This window comes from Aeromonas sp. BIGb0405 (genome assembly GCF_024807335.1).
GTDB classification, from domain to species: domain Bacteria; phylum Pseudomonadota; class Gammaproteobacteria; order Enterobacterales; family Aeromonadaceae; genus Aeromonas; species Aeromonas rivuli.
Window position 1 is genome coordinate 658809 of the sequence record NZ_JANUEP010000002.1, and the last position, 17088, is coordinate 675896.

16 protein-coding genes are annotated in these 17088 nt (G+C 60.1%); 14 read left to right on the plus strand and 2 right to left on the minus strand.

Features of this window, described 5'->3' with window-relative positions; all coding sequences use genetic code 11:
* From moaC to M2366_RS07895, 14 genes are all read left to right on the plus strand, one after another.
* Nucleotides 1–516, plus strand: coding sequence for a cyclic pyranopterin monophosphate synthase MoaC (moaC, locus tag M2366_RS07830; RefSeq protein ID WP_259269367.1), 516 nt, complete (start codon nucleotides 1–3; stop codon nucleotides 514–516).
* Nucleotides 513–758: a molybdopterin synthase sulfur carrier subunit gene (moaD, locus tag M2366_RS07835; RefSeq protein WP_259269368.1), complete on the plus strand. Its 246-nt coding sequence runs from the start codon at nucleotides 513–515 to the stop codon at nucleotides 756–758. The genes moaC and moaD overlap by 4 nt, the downstream gene beginning before the upstream one ends.
* A gap of 102 nt (nucleotides 759–860) precedes the next feature.
* The gene (gene moaE, locus M2366_RS07840; RefSeq protein WP_259269369.1) at nucleotides 861–1340 is read left to right on the plus strand and encodes a molybdopterin synthase catalytic subunit MoaE; all 480 of its coding nucleotides are present in this window, start codon (nucleotides 861–863) and stop codon (nucleotides 1338–1340) included.
* Nucleotides 1341–1390: 50 nt separating this feature from the next.
* A complete protein-coding gene (modA, locus tag M2366_RS07845; protein WP_259269370.1) occupies nucleotides 1391–2119 on the plus strand; it encodes a molybdate ABC transporter substrate-binding protein in 729 nt (242 codons plus the stop codon).
* A 205-nt stretch (nucleotides 2120–2324) separates the two neighbouring features.
* The gene (gene modB / locus M2366_RS07850; protein WP_224430800.1) at nucleotides 2325–3005 is read left to right on the plus strand and encodes a molybdate ABC transporter permease subunit; all 681 of its coding nucleotides are present in this window, start codon (nucleotides 2325–2327) and stop codon (nucleotides 3003–3005) included.
* A complete protein-coding gene (gene modC / locus M2366_RS07855; RefSeq protein WP_259269371.1) occupies nucleotides 3002–4057 on the plus strand; it encodes a molybdenum ABC transporter ATP-binding protein in 1056 nt (351 codons plus the stop codon). Before modB ends, modC begins: the two co-directional genes overlap by 4 nt.
* Before the next feature lie 224 nt (nucleotides 4058–4281).
* Nucleotides 4282–5058 (plus strand): alpha/beta fold hydrolase, encoded by a 777-nt coding sequence (locus M2366_RS07860; RefSeq protein WP_259269372.1) that lies wholly within the window; start codon nucleotides 4282–4284, stop codon nucleotides 5056–5058.
* 106 nt (nucleotides 5059–5164) lie between these two features.
* Nucleotides 5165–6208 (plus strand): plasmid segregation protein ParM, encoded by a 1044-nt coding sequence (locus tag M2366_RS07865; RefSeq protein ID WP_259269373.1) that lies wholly within the window; start codon nucleotides 5165–5167, stop codon nucleotides 6206–6208.
* A complete protein-coding gene (locus tag M2366_RS07870; RefSeq protein ID WP_259269374.1) occupies nucleotides 6201–7319 on the plus strand; it encodes a hypothetical protein in 1119 nt (372 codons plus the stop codon). The genes M2366_RS07865 and M2366_RS07870 overlap by 8 nt, the downstream gene beginning before the upstream one ends.
* Nucleotides 7320–8071: 752 nt before the next feature.
* Nucleotides 8072–9085: an anaerobic sulfatase maturase gene (locus tag M2366_RS07875; protein WP_259269457.1), complete on the plus strand. Its 1014-nt coding sequence runs from the start codon at nucleotides 8072–8074 to the stop codon at nucleotides 9083–9085.
* A gap of 35 nt (nucleotides 9086–9120) precedes the next feature.
* Nucleotides 9121–10689: an arylsulfatase gene (locus M2366_RS07880; protein WP_259269375.1), complete on the plus strand. Its 1569-nt coding sequence runs from the start codon at nucleotides 9121–9123 to the stop codon at nucleotides 10687–10689.
* Nucleotides 10690–10744: 55 nt separating this feature from the next.
* Nucleotides 10745–12187 (plus strand): DUF1254 domain-containing protein, encoded by a 1443-nt coding sequence (locus M2366_RS07885; RefSeq protein WP_259269376.1) that lies wholly within the window; start codon nucleotides 10745–10747, stop codon nucleotides 12185–12187.
* 38 nt (nucleotides 12188–12225) lie between these two features.
* Entirely contained in the window at nucleotides 12226–13404 is a 1179-nt protein-coding gene (locus M2366_RS07890; RefSeq protein ID WP_259269377.1) for an OmpP1/FadL family transporter, read from the plus strand.
* 9 nt (nucleotides 13405–13413) lie between these two features.
* A complete protein-coding gene (locus tag M2366_RS07895; RefSeq protein WP_259269378.1) occupies nucleotides 13414–14874 on the plus strand; it encodes a DUF1254 domain-containing protein in 1461 nt (486 codons plus the stop codon).
* Nucleotides 14875–14922: 48 nt separating this feature from the next.
* Here M2366_RS07895 and moeB read toward each other — a convergent pair whose 3' ends face one another.
* Nucleotides 14923–15717 (minus strand): molybdopterin-synthase adenylyltransferase MoeB, encoded by a 795-nt coding sequence (gene moeB / locus M2366_RS07900; protein ID WP_259235733.1) that lies wholly within the window; start codon nucleotides 15715–15717, stop codon nucleotides 14923–14925.
* Nucleotides 15714–16940, minus strand: a complete 1227-nt coding sequence (gene moeA, locus M2366_RS07905) for a molybdopterin molybdotransferase MoeA (RefSeq protein ID WP_310504051.1) — start codon at nucleotides 16938–16940, stop codon at nucleotides 15714–15716. The genes moeB and moeA overlap by 4 nt, the downstream gene beginning before the upstream one ends.
* Between the last annotated feature and the right edge of the window lie 148 nt (nucleotides 16941–17088).

Consider the following 17088-nt stretch of genomic DNA (forward strand, 5'->3'; position numbering starts at 1 on the left):
ATGAGTTTGACCCATCTAAACCAGAGCGGCGAGGCCCACATGGTGGACGTCACCGACAAGCAGGTTACCGAGCGCGAGGCCCGCGCCGAGGCCTTCGTGGCCATGGCCCCCGCGACCCTGGCGCTGATCCTCGGCGGTCAGCACCACAAGGGCGACGTGTTCGCCACCGCCCGCATCGCCGGCATCATGGCGGCCAAGAAGACCGCCGACCTCATTCCCCTCTGCCATCCGCTGGCCCTGACCCGGGTGGAGGTAGAGATTGAGCCCCAACCCGAGCACAATAGGGTCCATATTCGCACCCTCTGCAAGCTCTCCGGCAAGACCGGGGTGGAGATGGAAGCGCTCACCGCGGCGTCCGTGGCGGCGCTCACCATCTACGACATGTGCAAGGCGGTGCAAAAGGACATGGTGATCGAGCAAGTCAGGCTGGTGGAGAAGAAAGGCGGCAAGTCCGGCCACTTCCTGGCCCCGGCTGCCGATGGCGGTGCACAGCAGAATGCGGGAGAGCCGTCATGATCAAGGTACTGTTTTTTGCCCAAGTGCGGGAGCTGGTCGGCTGCGACGAGCTCAGCCTGCCGTGTGACTACCTGGATGCCGAACAGCTGAGAGCAGCTCTGTGCGAACGCGGTGACAAGTGGGCCCTGGCACTCGAGTCCGGCAAGTTGCTGGTGGCGATTAACCAGACCCTGGTGCCGCTCGAGACGCCGCTTAATGATGGCGATGAAGTGGCCTTCTTCCCCCCTGTGACCGGAGGCTGACCATGAGCGAGATAACGACCGTGGATCGCACCACTGAGCTGTGCGGTGGCGATGAAGTGGCCTTCTTCCCTCTCTTTCCAGTAACGACCGGAGGCTGATGCCATGAGCGACGCAGCCATCACCGATCGCATCCTGGTGCAGCGAGCCGACTTCTCCCTCGGGGAGGAGTACGAACGCCTCGCCGCCCGTCACGACAGCGGGGCCATCGTCACCTTCGTCGGCAAGGTGCGCGACTTCAATCAGGGGGAGCAGGTCTTGGGACTGGCGCTCGAGCACTATCCCGGCATGACCGAGAAGGCGCTGGCCGATATCGTCATCCAGGCCCGCACCCGCTGGCCGCTGCAGGAGTGTACCCTCATTCACCGTATCGGCGAGCTGCTGCTCGGCGATCAGATTGTGCTGGTAGCGGTGAGCAGTGCCCACAGGGATGCGGCCTTCGATGCCTGCCACTTCATCATGGATTTTCTCAAGACCCGGGCACCGTTCTGGAAAAAAGAGCTGACCGCCGAGGGGATACAACGCTGGGTCGAGGCGAAGCAGAGCGACAACGCCGCCGCTTCCCGCTGGCAATCAGGGGAATAGACCCCATAACAGGATCTGGTCACGAAGGATCCGCAACCAGGAGTAAGGGAATGAAACCGCTGTTATCTGTTGTCATTGCAGGCGTCTGCGCCGCGGCGCTGCACACCACCGCCGTGCAGGCCGATGAGGTCAAGGTCGCCGTGGCCGCCAACTTCAAGGGTACCATAGAGCGTATCGGCAAGGCGTTCACCGCCAAGACCGGTCACAGCGTCGTCATCAGCTCGGCCGCCACCGGGGTGCTCTACACCCAGATAACCCACGGTGCTCCGTTTGACCTCTTCCTCTCCGCCGACGTGGCCACCCCGCAAAAGCTGGAGAAAGAGGGCAGGGGTAGCGGTCGCTTCACCTATGCCATCGGCCAGCTGGGCCTGTGGAAGAAGGGCGGCCCGGCCCCTGATGAGACCACTCTGCGCAGCTGGCAGGGCAACCTCGCCATCGCCAACCCGAAAACCGCGCCTTATGGCACCGCCGCCATGGCGACCCTGGCACACCTCAAGATCGATCCCAAGCAGTACCGTCTGCTGACCGGTACCAACATCAGCCAGACCTGGCAGTTCGTGGATACCGGCAACGCCGAGCTGGGCTTTGTCGCCTGGGCCAACCTGGTGGAAGCGGGCAAGACTGACGAAGCCTGGGCCGTGCCAAATGCGTTCTACCCGGCCATCGAGCAGCAGGGCCTGGTCCTGAAGAAGGGCGAGGCGGTCGAAGCCCTGGTGGCCTGGCTGAAGGGCCCGGGTCAGGAGCAGATCAAGGCCGCGGGTTATGCCCTGCCGCAGTGACGGCATGAGTGCTGACCCTGCATGATGACTGGCCGGCCCCTGGGCCGGCCAGTTTTTACCATAAGGATGCAAATCATGCTGTTGTCTGAATCCAGCCGGGACTCCTGCCATGAAGGGGAGCTGCTTGCGACATCTCGCTTGCCCCTGAGTTGCGGCATGCTACCTCGGGTTCCGTGTTTGTCATTCACACTAGCGAGGATGCGCCATGAGTGAAGGGGATCTGCTCGCGGTCTGGTTGACCCTGAAGCTGGCGGCCAGTACCACCGGTATCCTGCTGCTGTTATCCCCCCCGCTCGCCTGGTGGCTCTCCCGCAGCCAGCATCGGCTGCGGCCGCTGGTGGAGGCGCTGGTGGCGCTGCCCCTGGTGCTGCCGCCGACCGTGCTTGGCTTCTATCTGCTGCTCGCCTTCTCACCGGAGTATGGCCTCGGCGCCTGGTGGCGCGACACCTTCGGGACAACCCTGGCCTTCAGCTTCCTCGGCCTGCTGTTCGCCTCCATCCTCTATTCGCTGCCCTTCGTGGTGCAGCCCCTCACCTCCGCCTTCGTCAACATGGGCAGCAAAGAACTTGAGGCGGCCGCCACCCTGGGGCTGGGGCCCCTCGAGCGCTTCTTTCATATCATCTTGCCGATGACGCTGCCGAGCTTCGTGATGGCGGCGGCGCTGGGCTTTGCCCACACCCTGGGGGAGTTTGGGGTGGTGCTGATGATCGGCGGCAACATCCCGGGGGAGACCCAGGTGCTCTCCATCGCCCTGTTCGACCACGTGGAAACCATGGATTACCAGAATGCTCACTACCTGGCAGGCGGCCTGATGGGCTTCTCCCTCATCATGCTGGTGCTAGTCTATGGCGTGCTACAACGTCGGCAGCGGAGGTTGTTCGGATGAGCCTGCACCTCAAGGCGAGCCGCCGGTTTGGCGGCTTCGAGCTCGATTGCGATCTCACTCTCCCCCTCGGCGGCATTCTCGGCCTCTTTGGCCCCTCAGGCTGTGGCAAAAGCACCCTGCTGCGCATCATCGCCGGGCTGGACCGCGCCCCCTCGGACGCCCTGCGCTGGCAGGGGCGGGATCTGGCGGCCCTGCTGCCGGAGGCGCGCCGCATCGGGCTGGTGTTCCAGGACTCCCGCCTCTTCCCCCACATGACGGTGCTGGCCAACCTGCAGCTGGCGGCCCGCAAGGGCAGGGGGCGCTGGCAGCCCGAGGCGTTGGCGATGCGGCTCGGCTTTGCCGATCTGCTCGGCCAGCCTGCCCACGGGCTCTCCGGCGGCCAGCGCCAGCGGGTGGCGCTGGGGCGGGCCCTGCTGGCGGAGCCCGACCTGCTGCTGCTCGATGAACCCTTCTCGGCGCTGGACAGCCGCAGCCGCATCCATCAGGCCCATGTGCTCAAGGGATTGCAGCAAGAGAGCGGCATTCCCATGGTCTTCGTCAGCCACGCCATGGAGGAGGTGAGCTTGCTGTGCGATCAGCTGGTATTGCTTGCCGAGGGGCAGGTCGAGGCGCAAGGCAGGCCGAGTGAGATCTTCGCCCGCACCGACCTCTCCCTCGCCAGTCGGGATGATGTGGGGGTCATGCTGACGGCGATCCTGACCCATTACGAGGCCACCGAACAGATGGCGACCCTGCAACTCGGGGATCAGAGCCTGATGGTTACCATGGAGCATGCCCCCGACGAGAGTGGCCCCTTGCAGATCAAGGTGGCGGGGCGGGATCTGGTGATAGCGACCGCCCCCATCGCGCACTCCAGTCTCTCCAACTGCCTCAGTACCCGCCTGCTGGCGATGCGTGAGGTGCGCCCGGGTCAGACGCTGTTGCAGTTGGCGCTGGGTGAGCAGATACTGCTGGCCCGGATCACCAGCCGTTCAGCCCTGCGCTTGGGTCTGGCTGAGGGTCAGCAGATTCATGCCTATGTCAAGGCGGTGAGTCTGGTCGGGGAGGGATAAGGGCGCTTGGGCCGCCATGGTGCTGGCCACCGCCCGGGAGCGCTCACTGGCGTTGCCATCACCCCTTATCCTCCACTGTTTTGCTAGAGAGTGGCAGGGTGAGCGGCGGATCCTCGATTGCCGTTCGAGGCAATGAGCTGCGCTATGGCGACCTTGGGCTGCTCGACGCCTTCTGCCATCGGCAGAGGGCTCGGGGGCCTGGCACGCGTGTTTGAGGAAAATGGATGCGTCGCAATCAAATCATGAAGTCTCAGGGACTGGCCTGGCGCAGTGCCGGGGAGGGCCCCTTGTTGTTGCTGCTCCATGGCCTGGGGTCATCCAGCCTGGACTGGCAGGCCCAGCTCGAACATTTTTCCGACGACTATCGGGTGGTGGCCATCGACTTGCGTGGTCATGGCCAAAGCCTGCAAGAGGGGCCCTTCGATGTCGGGACCCTGGCGGCGGACGTGGTGCGCTGGCTCGATGAACAGCCAGAGCCTGCCTGGGTGGTGGGGCTCTCACTGGGGGCCATGGTTGCGCTGGAGCTGGCCTTGCAACTGCCAGGCAAGATCCGCGGTCTGGTGCTGGTCAACGGGGTGAGCGAGTGTCTGCTGGAGAACCCCAGGGAGCAGGAGCGTTACGCCCAGCGCCTCAAGTGGCTGCGCTGGTTTGGCATGCGGCCGCTGGCCTGGTGGCTGGGTCGGGAGCTCTTTCCCGGCCCTGAACTTGCCCAGATGCGTCGTACCTTCCGGCAACGCTTCTGCCGTAATCGCAAGAAGGTCTACAAGGCCCTGCTGGACGCCTTGCCCGGCTGGTCGGCCCGTGCCCGGCTCGGCGCCATCTGGCAGCCGGTCGCCATCATCTCCACGACACATGATTACCTGCCGCTTGCCAAACGGGTGGAGCAGTTTGCCGCCCTGCCCAACGCAACGGTGCATAATCCCCGTGGCCACCACGCCTGGCCTGCGGAAGATCCCTCCGGATTCAATCATTTGCTTCAACGGATTTTAGAAAGACATTAGACTTGTCGCCTTCATAAACCGTGTATGTAGTGGTTCGATCGCCTTGGCTTGCCAGAGTGCAAGGCAATCGGACCATGTTGTCTGCTCCCCCATAGGTATTCCCCATATGTCTGAAGTAATGAAGATGGCCATCGATGATGGCTCGACCAACGTCAAGGTCAGCTGGATCGATAACAAGGCGCTCAAGACCATCATCTCCCCCAACTCGTTTCGCAAGGATTGGAAGAGCGCCGCATTGCGCAAAGACAAGAAGATCTACAACTACGAGATAGGCAACACCAAGTACACCTATGACGCCACCTCGGACAAGTCACTGGCCACCACCCATGTGGAGTATCAGTACGACGACCTGAACCTGCTCTCCGTGCACCACGCCCTGCTGCAGACCGGCATGGCGCCGTGCGATGTGGCGATCACAGTGACGCTGCCCATTACGGAGTTCTACCAGCCGGATGACTGCCAGCGCAACGAAGAGAAAATTGAGAAGAAGCGGCGCAACTTGCTTCGTACCATCTCGCTCAACAAGGGGGAGCTGTTCAATATCGTCAGTGTGGAAGTGATGCCGGAGAGCCTGCCTGCCGCCCTCTCCCGCCTGATTGGCTCGGGCTGCAACGAGTTCACCAAGACCCTGGTGATCGACTGCGGTGGCACCACCCTGGATATGGGCATCATCGTCGGCGAGTTCGACGATGTGTCCGACGTCTATGGCAACAACGAGATAGGTGTCTCCATGGTGACGGATGCGGTACGCAAGGCCCTGGCCGCCGCCGACAGCGACTCCAGCTATCTGGTGGCCAACGAGTTTATCAAGCGTCGTGGTGACGCCAGCTTCGTGCGTGACGTGGTCAACGACGAGGCCCAGATCCCCAAGATCCTGGAAAAAATGCAGAACAAGATAGACGAGCTGGGCAGCCAGGTCGCCCACGAGGCGAAGAAATTCGCCAAGAACCCGAACCGGGTCTATCTGGTCGGTGGTGGTGCTCCCCTCATCCACGAGGCGATCAAACAGGCTTATCCTACCCTGGGCGACAGAGTTGAATTGCTGGACGATGCACAGTCTGCCCTGGCCCGGGAGATCTGCCTCTACACCACGGAAGAAGAGGAAGTGTACCGGGAAGCGGCCGTGATGGCCGAGGTGGCTGATGAGTAGTCAGCTCAAGCGCATGACCTTCTCCATTTACATGGATCCGGGTGCGCTGGAGTCTGATCGCTACGCGGTCGGAGTGTTGCAGAACTGGTACCAGCGGGCTCGCAAGATCCAGGATGGGGCGGAGGAGTTCGACTTCTCCAAGAGCCGTTTCCACAAGGACATCTACCTGTCGGGGATGTTCATGTACGTGCTGGCACCGAACCTGTGCAAGGCCGTTGCCAACGCGCTCGGGCCCGAACAAGTCAGCCTGATGACCTTGCGTCACGCCTTTGCCAGTTGTGGCTTCACCCTGGGGGAGGGGAGCGAGGCGTCCCCTTCTGCGGCCGATGCCATGGTCGATCAGATAGTGGCACGGCTGGGCCCCCGGTTGGGGCAGGGAAACAGCGGGGCGCTGGTCGATGAGATAGTCAGTCGTCTCGGCCAGCAAGCCGCTACGCCGGATCAGGATTATTTAGTTGATGAGATAGTCAATCGCCTCGGCCAGCAGGCTGCTACGCCGGATCAGGGTAATTTAGTCGATGAGATAGTCAATCGCCTCGGCCAGCAAGCCGCTACGCCGGATCAGGATTATTTAGTCGATGAGATAGTCAATCGCCTCGGTCAGCAAGCTGCTACGCCGGATCAGGATTATTTAGTCGATGAGATAGTCAATCGCCTCGGCCAGCAGGCGGCTATGCCGGATCAGGGTAATTTAGTCGATGAGATAGTCAATCGTCTCGGTCAGCAGGCGGCTATGCCGGATCAGGGCAAGCTGGTCGATGAGATAGTCAGTCGTCTCGGGGAGCAGCAACCCACCGAGTGGTGGGACGAGATCCGGCAAGGGCTGCCGGGTTCGCTGGACCCTGAGCAGCTGGCAGACGCCATCGCCGGCAGGCTGCCGGCGGCGGCCGAGCCGGACCTGGCGCCCCTTGCCAGCAGCATCTTGCAGCTCTCCCGTCAGCTGGAAGAGCAATCCCGGCTTATTCGCGAGCAACACAGCTTGATCCAGCGACTGGCCAGTCAGCCGGGCCGATCCGTGCATCTGGATAAGCGGACGGCCGAGCCATTGATCGAGGATCTCTCGAGCCAGGTCGCCAACATGAAGAAGGTGAAAGCCAGGGGCCTCTTCTAAGGGCCGACCCATGGTGCTCATGTAGCGATCCGCCAATAAAAAAGCCGAACCCTTGGGGTTCGGTTTTTTTATATCTGTCTATTTCTGGTGATATATCGGCGGCTTTATGAATTGAACTCTCGCTATGAGTCTGTGTGGGTAGAAGATTGCATTGATTTAATGTGAAATTGCTTGCGTATTTGGGTGGTGTACTTTCTGGCCGGCGACATTCGGGGACGAAGAAAACAGGAGTGTGGCGTGTTTTTTTATTTTTTCCATTAAAATCATTTAATTACATTTATTTTTTTGATGGTTTTTTCGGTGGTGATTAACTTGTCTGAAGCAAAGCCATAGTAGATTGTTGATTCTACCGTCAAGGTCACTTTATTTCGCAAGAAATTATTTTGCTGAATATGGGCATACATATCCGGCTACGCCAGCCAAAAGCTATAGTTAGCTGCTTCCTATGCATCAGCAAGAATAACGCCGAGACTGGGAGCCTGTCGCATCTGCATTCAATGGATTTGAGAGGTGTTATCGTTGCATTTACCCCACAGCCATTTACCCCCTCTTCCGAAGGGGCAGCATTACCGCTTCCATACCATGGTCAAACCCGGTGGATCCCGCTGCAATATCGATTGTGACTATTGCTTCTATCTGCATAAGGGGGATCTGTTCCAACATGATGCCGCCCCTCGGCTTTCGGACGAACTGCTCGAACAGCATATCCGCCAATATATAGAAGCCCAGACAGGGGATGAGGTGGTCTTCTCCTGGCAGGGGGGGAGCCAACTCTGCTCGGGTTGCCTTTCTTCGAAAAAGTGGTGGCACTGCAGGCCAAGTATCGCAAGGCCGGGCAGCGGATCGAGAACGATCTGCAAACCAATGGCATCTTGCTCAATGAGGCTTGGGTCGCTTTTCTCAAACGACATGGTTTTCTGGTTGGCCTCTCCATTGATGGCCCCCGTGACCTGCACGATATTCACCGCAAGAACCGGGCTGGCCGACCGACCTTCGATGGCGTCATGACAGCGGTCGAGTTGCTGCGCGGCGCAGAGGTGCCGTTTGCTGCGCTTTGTGTCGTCAATCGCAATAACGCCAAGCAAGGGGAGCGAGTTTATCGCTTCCTCGCCGAGGAGCTAGGTTGCACCCGTATCCAGTTCACCCCAGTGGTGGAGCCCAGGATCTTTCGCCAGGGCTCGGTGACGACGCTAGCCACCGAAGCCTTGCCATGGCAGGGCAGTCCCGAGGCCGAGCCCGGCCACCCCATGTCCATCGTTACCGATTGGAGCGTAGCCGCCGCCGACTACGGCCAATTCCTCTGTGATGTCTGGGATGTCTGGTTGGCTGAAGGGGTGGGGCGAGTTCATGTCAACCTGTTCGAAACCGCCGTGGTGCAATCGGCAGGCATGCCTGCCCAGATGTGCACCCAGGCTCCTTTCTGTGGCAAGGCGCTTGCCCTTGAGCACGACGGGGAGGTGTATAGCTGCGATCACTTCGTCTACCCGGAACATCGGATAGGCAACATAGCCGAGCAGCATTTGGGCGATCTCGCTTTTGGCAATCAACAGATTGCCTTTGGACAGGCCAAGCATCTGACGCTGCCTGATCAGTGCCGTCGTTGTGATTACCTGGCGCTGTGCTGGGGGGGATGTCCGAAAGACAGATTGCTCCGCACCCAGGAAGGACAAAGGGGGCTCAACTACTTATGCGGCGGTTTTATGCAGTTCTATCGCCACATAGATAGCGACATGGTGCCGCTGCTGCGCCGTCTCGGTTTGTTTTAAGTCCCGGGGTCATCAAGTAAAAAAGGATGAAAACCATGAAAAAAACCTTATTGGCCAGTCTGGTACTGGGGGCGATGACGTCTCCTTTGTCACTTGCCATGGCAGCTGATACTAGCAAACCCAACATAGTGATGATCATGGTCGATGACATGGCGCCCATGGATATCTCTGCCTATCACCGAGGGATTGGGGCCGTCGATACCCCCAACATCGATCGCCTGGCAGCCGAGGGGATGATGATCTCCGACTATTATGCCCAGCCAAGCTCGACGGCGGGGCGCGCCGCCTTTCTCACCGGCCAGTATCCTATTCGCACGGGGTTGACTGCCGTTGGGCAACCCGGAGATAAAATTGGTCTGCAAGACAGTGACGTCACTCTGGCGCAACTGCTGAAAGACAAGGGCTATGCCACGGCTCAGTTTGGCAAATCCCACGTCGGCGATCGCAATGAGTACCTGCCAACCTTGCATGGTTTCGATGAGTTTTATGGTTTTCTCTACCACCTGAACATGATGGAGATGCCGGAGCAGCCGGATTTTCCCAAGGATCCCAATTTTGTTGGCCGTCCACGCAACATGATCCATGCCTTGGCGTCCGACAAGGATGATCCGACCGTGGATCCTCGTTGGGGACGGGTAGGCAAACAGACCATTGAAGACAAGGGGCCCTTGACCAGCAAGCTGATGGAATCGGTGGATGATACTTTCACCGATCTTTCCATCGATTGGGTCAAGAAGCAGAAAGCGGCAGATAGTCCCTTCTTCCTCTGGTACAACCCGTCGCGCATGCATCAGCAGATCCACGTCAGTCCGGAGTGGCTCGGCAAGAGTGGCCATACCGAGTACGCCGATGCGATTTTGCAGCTCGACCATCTGGTCGGCAAACTGCTCGATACCCTGGACAAAGAGGGGCTGAGCGAGAACACCATCGTCATGTTTACCTCGGATAACGGGGTCAATCTGGCTCACTGGCCCATGGCCGGTAGCGCCTCTTTCCGGGGAGAGAAAGGGCTGACTTGGGAAGGGGGGTTCCGGGTGCCCATGTTGGTGCGCTGGCCAGGTCACATCAAGGCCAACACCTGGAATAGCGGTTTCATGACTTCGGAAGATTGGGTCCCCACTCTGATGGCGGCTGTCGGTGAACCTGATGTCAAACAGGATCTGCTCAAGGGACTGAAAGTGGGTGACAAGGTCTACAAGAACCATCTCGATGGTTACAACCAGATAGACATGTTGACCAAGTCCGATGGCAAATCCCAACGCCATGAGTTCTTCTACTTTGGTGAGACTCATCTCAACGCCATCCGTGTCGAGCAGTGGAAGATCCACTTGGCGGTGAAGGAGAAGTGGTTGGACGACACGCGCAAGATCCCGGGTGGTTTGATGATCGATATCAAGCTGGACCCTTACGAGCGCAGCCCAGAGACCGGTGGTCATTTACTGTGGATGAAAGAGAAGAGTTGGTTGCTGCCCAAGATCATGCCGCCGGTGAAAGCCTTTATGCAGAGCATGAAAGAGTATCCGCCTGCGCAAAAAGGCTCCAGTGGCATCGGGGTAGCATCGGCCCTGAATCAGTTGGAAAGTGCTAAAAAACATGCCAATTGATGAAGCCTTGACGGCGGCGCCATGGTGCCGCCGTATCCAATTTAGAGGTTCTCCTATGAAATTGACGTCAATATGTCGAGCCCTGTTGCTGGCAGGCATGGGCACGACGCTACTGCTGGTGCCTGGCGTCCATGCCCAGCAAACAGAGACGGATGTCTTGCTGACCATGCCCACCAGTACAGAGAACATCGCCGGAGGGCTCGCAGCAGATGCCTATGCCAACGGCGTCAATGCCTATGTCTGGGGTTATCCTCTGGTGCGCATGGAGCGTATTGCCCGTGAATACACTCAGGTGTCCGCCTCCCAGGCTGCAACCAGCTACCGGGCCCCCCTCAATCAGTTGGGCTGGGCAAGGGAGCTGGCGACCCCTGATGCCAAAGACATGCCCACCGCCAACAATGACACCCTTTATCTGAGCGCCATCGTCAAGCTCGATGAGCCTTACATACTGCACGTGCCCGACACCCATGATCGTTACTACGTGGTGGATGTGTTCAATATGTGGCAGGAGCTTGAACACTATGTCGGGCGTCGTACCACAGGCACCAAAGCGGGAGATTTTGCCCTGGTACCGCCGGGCTGGCAGGGCACTCTGCCTACAGGGGTCACTCGACTCGACGTGACGACCAGAAAAGTCTGGTTGTGGGGGCGACTTCGCGTGAAACAGGGTGAGGATATGGCTCCTGTGGCTCTGCTGCAAAAAGGCTTCACACTGCGGCCGCTCTCCCAGATGAACAACAAGCAATACACAGCCCCTGACCAGGTGCTGCCAGCGCTACCCGAGATGGGGGAGGATGGCCTGGGCTTCTATCGTCAACTGGGCGCCGTACTCAAAGATAATGGGGTGCCAGCGCGTGATACGTCACTATTCGCTCAGTTCGGCCGCTTTGGGCTGACGGAGCAAGGATTCGATGCCAGCCGACTTGTTGAGCCTCAGCGTCAAGGGTTGCTCAAGGCCCTGACTGATGGCCCCAAGGTGGCCGTCTCGGCGCTGGCAACCTCTGCCGTGCAACGAAACGGTTGGGCCTGGGCCAGTGGTCTGGATCATTTCGGTACCGATTATCCGCTGCGGGCCCTGGTGTCTGGCCCCTATCTGGGTGGCCAGGGAGAGAAAGAAGCCATGTATCCGCTGCGCTCCACCGACGCCAAAGGTGAGCAACTCAGCGGCGATAAAGCCTATGTTCTGCACTTCAAGAAGGCGCCGCCCACCAACGCCTTCTGGTCGTTGACCGTGTATAACGCCGTGGACAAAATGTTGGTGCACAACGAGATAGCACGTTACAAGCTGGGCAGCGATACCCAGGGGCTTAAAATGGCAGAAAACGGTTCATTCGATCTCTATCTGCAGCGCGAGGTACCCAAGGGTGACAAGCAGGCCAATTGGCTGCCCACCCCCGCAGGCCCCTTCTATTTGTTGCTGCGCCTCTATCAGCCGCAAGAGAGTGTGCTGTCTGGTGAATATGAACTGCCCCAAGTCGAGGTCATGACACCACAATGAGAGGACATCCTATGCGCTATCTACCGCTCGGAGTGGTCATGTTGGCCGCATTTTATTCCGGTCAGAGTCTGGCCGGGGGCCTCTACCTCTATGAGATAGCCACCGATGATGTTGGGCTGGCCGGTGCTGGCATGGCGGCGAGGGCCCAGGATGCGAGTACCATCTTTGGTAACCCGGCGGGTATGACCAGACTGGACGGGGATCAGGTCAGCGGCGGCCTGCAAGGGCTCTATGGCGATGCCTCCTATGAACTGGATGGGCCTGGCAAGAGCCCGGGCAATGTGGTGGGGTTCTCCCCTCAGGGGAGTCTGTTTTATAGCCATAGCATCAATCAGGACGTCAAGATTGGGGTGGGTTTTTATGGCAACTTCGGTCTGGGTCTCGACTTTGGGGATTGGGCAGGCAGTGGCTTGGTACGAGAGAGTTCTCTCATGGCACTGACACTGCAACCTACGGTGGCAGTGCGGCTCTCACCTCGACTCTCCGTCGGTGGGGGGCTTGGCATCAACTACGGCATGTTCTTCCTGAGTCGAGACAGCCAGACCGGGGAGCAGGATCTCAAGGACCATGACTGGGCCTTGAATGCCAGATTGGGTCTGCTTTATGAATGGAGCGAGAACAGCCGCATTGGTCTGGCGTATAGCAGCCGCACCCATTTCAATTACGATATCGAGACCCAGGTCAGCAAGGCCATCGATCCGCCCGGGCCGCTGCCGCCCCAGACGCTCACCTTCAATATCCCCATCGATGCCAGCACGTCCTCCCCCAGTCAGTTGATGCTGAGCGGTTATCAGCGCCTCGACGCACGCTGGGCCTTGTTGGGCAATATTGGCTGGCAGAACTGGAGTGAATTTGATGATGGCAGTATTGAGGCAGCTGGTAATCAAGTGCCGAGCAAGCACCGATTACAAGATACCTGGCATCTGGCGTTGGGCACTCAGTATCAACTCTCGCCCGAGTGGCTGCTCAGCACGGGCATTGCCTACGACTCCAGTTTTTACCAGAGCCAGTCCGATGCCTCTTTGACCCTGCCATCCGATCGCGCCTGGCGCCTTGGCGCAGGGGCCCGTTATCGGCTCAGTGCAAACCAGAGTGTGGGCACTGCGCTTGAGTACCTCAACCTGGGAAATGCCCAGGTGCAGGGAGGGGGGCTCTCAGGGGAGTACCAGAACATGGCGCTCTATTTCATGACCGTGAACTACGACTACCGCTTCTAAGGAGGCCAGATGGCTACTATTTCCAGAATCTTGCTGGGTGCGGCCGTGTGCGGGTCCTTCTGCTCGGTCACTGTGTCGGCAGAGGCGATTCAGCCTGCGGCCACAGTGCCAGGTCCTGTGGCCGGTACTGTGATGACCCCAGGCTATGCCGAGGCGGTAGGGCAGCTCGCCTATGCGTGGGGCTGGCCCTTGGTCAATATGCACAACCGCAGGGCCGTGTATAGCCAGGTGCCCCAGATAGCGTTGCTGGGCCCGACGCCGGTGGCGCCCCTCAATGAGCTTGCCATGCTCAACGACTATATCGACCCCAACGTCAAGATAGTGGCCCATCCCAATCAGGATGTGGTCTATGGCTTTGGTGCCCTGGCGCTGGACAAGGAGCCGGTGGTGATCCAGGTGCCTGACTTCGGCGATCGCTTCTGGCTCTATCAGGTGGCGGATCAGCGCACCGACAGCTTCGCTAGGTTAGGTACTGTGCATGGTACCAAACCCGGTTTCTATTTGCTGGTGGGGCCGAACTGGCAAGGAGAGACCCCCAAGGGGATCAGCGGTGTATTCCGCTCTCCGACTCACACTGGCGTGGTGATCCCCAGAGCCTTCATGGCGGATACTGCGACGGACAGGGCGGCCATTCAGCCGGTGCTGTCTGAGGTGATGATGTACCCGTTGTCACGTTTCGATGGCACCATGCAGCGCACCGATTGGAGCAAGTTACAGGCGCTGCCCTTGCCCAAAACAGAAGGGGATAGCAAGGGGGAACTGAGCTGGGTTACGCCCAAGCGTTTCTTCAGCGATTTGAACGCGGTGCTGGCGGAAGTGCCGCCTTTGCCGGGGGAAGAGGCGCTGTATGGCCAATTCAAGGCATTGATAGCGGCAGGCGAGCAGGATCCTGCCATCGCCAGGGTCCTGGCCGAGGTGGCTGAGCGGGCCGAGCAGCAGATAGTGGATCCACTCTTCTTGCTCAACAACAATGGGGTCAGGCTGGCCCATGGTTGGACCCGCCCCCTCAACAACGCCAAGTGGGGCACGGATTACCTGACCCGTTTGGCGGTGGCCAAGTCCAATATCTTCGAAAATGGCGTCGATGAGACCAGCTACATTTTTGCCGAGCATGATGGTGCGGGTCAGCGCTTGAGCGGGGCCCATCAGTACAGCCTGACCTTTGCCAAGGGGCAGACGCCACCGGTGACCGGTTTCTGGTCGCTGACCATGTATGACAAGTACCACTTCTTTGCCACCAATGCCCTCAAACGTTACTCGACGGGGACCAAGAACAAGTCGCTCAAGTACAATACCGATGGTTCCCTGACCCTCTATGTTCAGCATGAGCAGCCCAGCGCAGACAAGTTGGACAACTGGTTACCTGCCCCGGCAGGGGAGTTTGCCATGACGCTGCGTGCCTATGGACCCAAACCTGAGCTGGTGAACGCCAGCTGGGCGCCGCCAGCCATAGTGCGAGCCGCTAAGTAAACCTGTTGTAGATAGCAACTAAAAGATCCCGGCCCTGGCCGGGATTTTTTATGGGGAGCGTGACCGCAGAGATGATGAGGATGCCGTGCTCAGGAGTGAGCAGACCGGGCAGTCGGGGCGCTTGGGCAGCTTCATCTCGCGAAAACCACCGGACAGGCCATCGATCATCAGCAGGCGGCCGCTCAGGCTCTGGCCCATGCCGGCGAGCAGCTTGATGGCTTCGAGGGCCTGCAGGCTGCCCACCAGGCCGACCATGGGGGCCAGCACCCCCGCCTCGACGCAGGTCAGCGACTGTTCGCCAAACAGGCCGCTGAGGCAGGCGTAGCAGGGCTCATCCGTTTGCCAGCTGAAGCTGATCACCTGCCCCTCCAGTCGGATGGCGGCGCCGGAGACCAGGGGCACCCGATGCTGGCGGGCCCGCTGGTTGAGCAGATTGCGGATGGTGACGTTGTCGGTGCAATCGAGCACCAGCTGGTGGCTCGGCAGCAGGGCATCGAGCAGTGCCTCGTCGGCCAGGGCTGCATGGGTCTCGACCTTGAGCCAAGGGTTGAGGGCGCGCAGGCTCAGCGCCGCCGAGGCGACCTTGTACTGACCGATGCGGGCGTCGTTGTGCAGCACCTGGCGTTGCAGGTTGGAGAGCTCCACCTTGTCAAAATCCACCAGGGTGAGCTGGCCCACCCCGGCCACCGCCAGATACTGGGCGGCGGCGCAGCCCAGACCCCCGGCGCCTATCACCAGCACCTTGGCCTGTTTGAGCGCCTCCTGTCCCTCGAAATCGAAGGCCTTGAGGACTATCTGGCGGTTATAGCGCAGCAGCTCGGCGTCGCTGAGGATCTCGCTCACGACAGCAGGCTCCCGAACGGCTCGACGGTGACGGTCTCCCCGGTGGCAACCTTGCCCCGTGCCTGCTCCAGCACTATGTAGCAGTTGGCCTTGGCCAGGGAACTGAACACGCCGGAGTCCTGGGAGCCGGTGCTGCGCACTGTCAGGCCGTCTGGGCCCTGGCTCAGGATGCCGCGTTGGAAGTCCAGTCGTCCCGGTGATTTTTTCAGGGGCTCGCTGGCAATGGCTTCGATGCGCAGGGGTGGGGTCCAGCGCTGCCCGGCCAACCTGGCCAGTGCCGGTTGCACCAGCTGATCGAAGGTGACCATGGCGGAGACCGGATTGCCCGGCAGGCCGAAGAACCAGGTATGGGGCAGGCGGCCGAAGGCAAAGGGCTTGCCCGGCTTGATGGCGAGTTTCCAGAAACCGATCTCGCCGAGCTCTTCCAGCAGTTGCTTGGTGAAATCCGCCTCGCCGACCGAGACGCCGCCGGTGGTGATCAGGGCATCGGCTTCACTGTCTGCCTTGAGGAAGGCGGCGCGCAAGGCGGCAGGGTCATCGGGGATGATACCCAGATCCAGGCAATCTACCCCCATGCGTGCCAGCATGGCCCTGACCCCGTAGCGGTTGGAGTCATAGATGTCGCCATGGGCAAGGGGGGCGCCCACCGGCTTGAGTTCGTCACCGGTGCTGAAGATGGCGACCTTGAGCGGACGGCGCACCCTGAGGGTGGCGATGCCCAGCGAGGCCAGCAGCGGCAACTCCCGTGGACTGAGCCGGGTGCCGGCCCCCAGTACGCTTGCGCCCTCGCGGATGTCTTCGCCGCGGCGGCGAACATTCTGGCCCACAACCGGCTGACTCAGGAAGAGGACCTTGTCCCCCTCGGCCGTGGTCTCTTCCTGCATCACCACCGCCTCGGTGCCCAAGGGGACAGGTGCCCCCGTCATGATGCGGATACAGTGGCCCGCGGGCCACTCGCCCTGATAGGGTTGGCCGGCGAACGCCTTGCCAGCCACCTTGAGCGGGGTGCCGGCGGCGAGATCGGTCAGGCGCACGGCGTAGCCGTCCATGGCGGCGTTATCGAAGGGAGGCACAGACAGGGGAGAGAGAATGTCGTCGGCCAATATCCGACCTAGCGCCTGGGGCAGGGCAACGGACTCGGCGTCGCAGCTGCAATCGAGTCGTTTTAGCATGCTCGCCAGGGCATCGCTTAAGGGGAGTAGGGCTGCGGTATCAAATCCCATTGTCATGACCTCTTGGTAAGGGAAACTGGGTTATGGGGGGATTATCCCAAAATCCCCCCCGAATGGGCAGGCGATTAGGGCAGTAAAACCCCTCGTATTAACATAAAGTCAGGGCATGGGCGTGCGGGTGACTTGAATTATGAGGCCA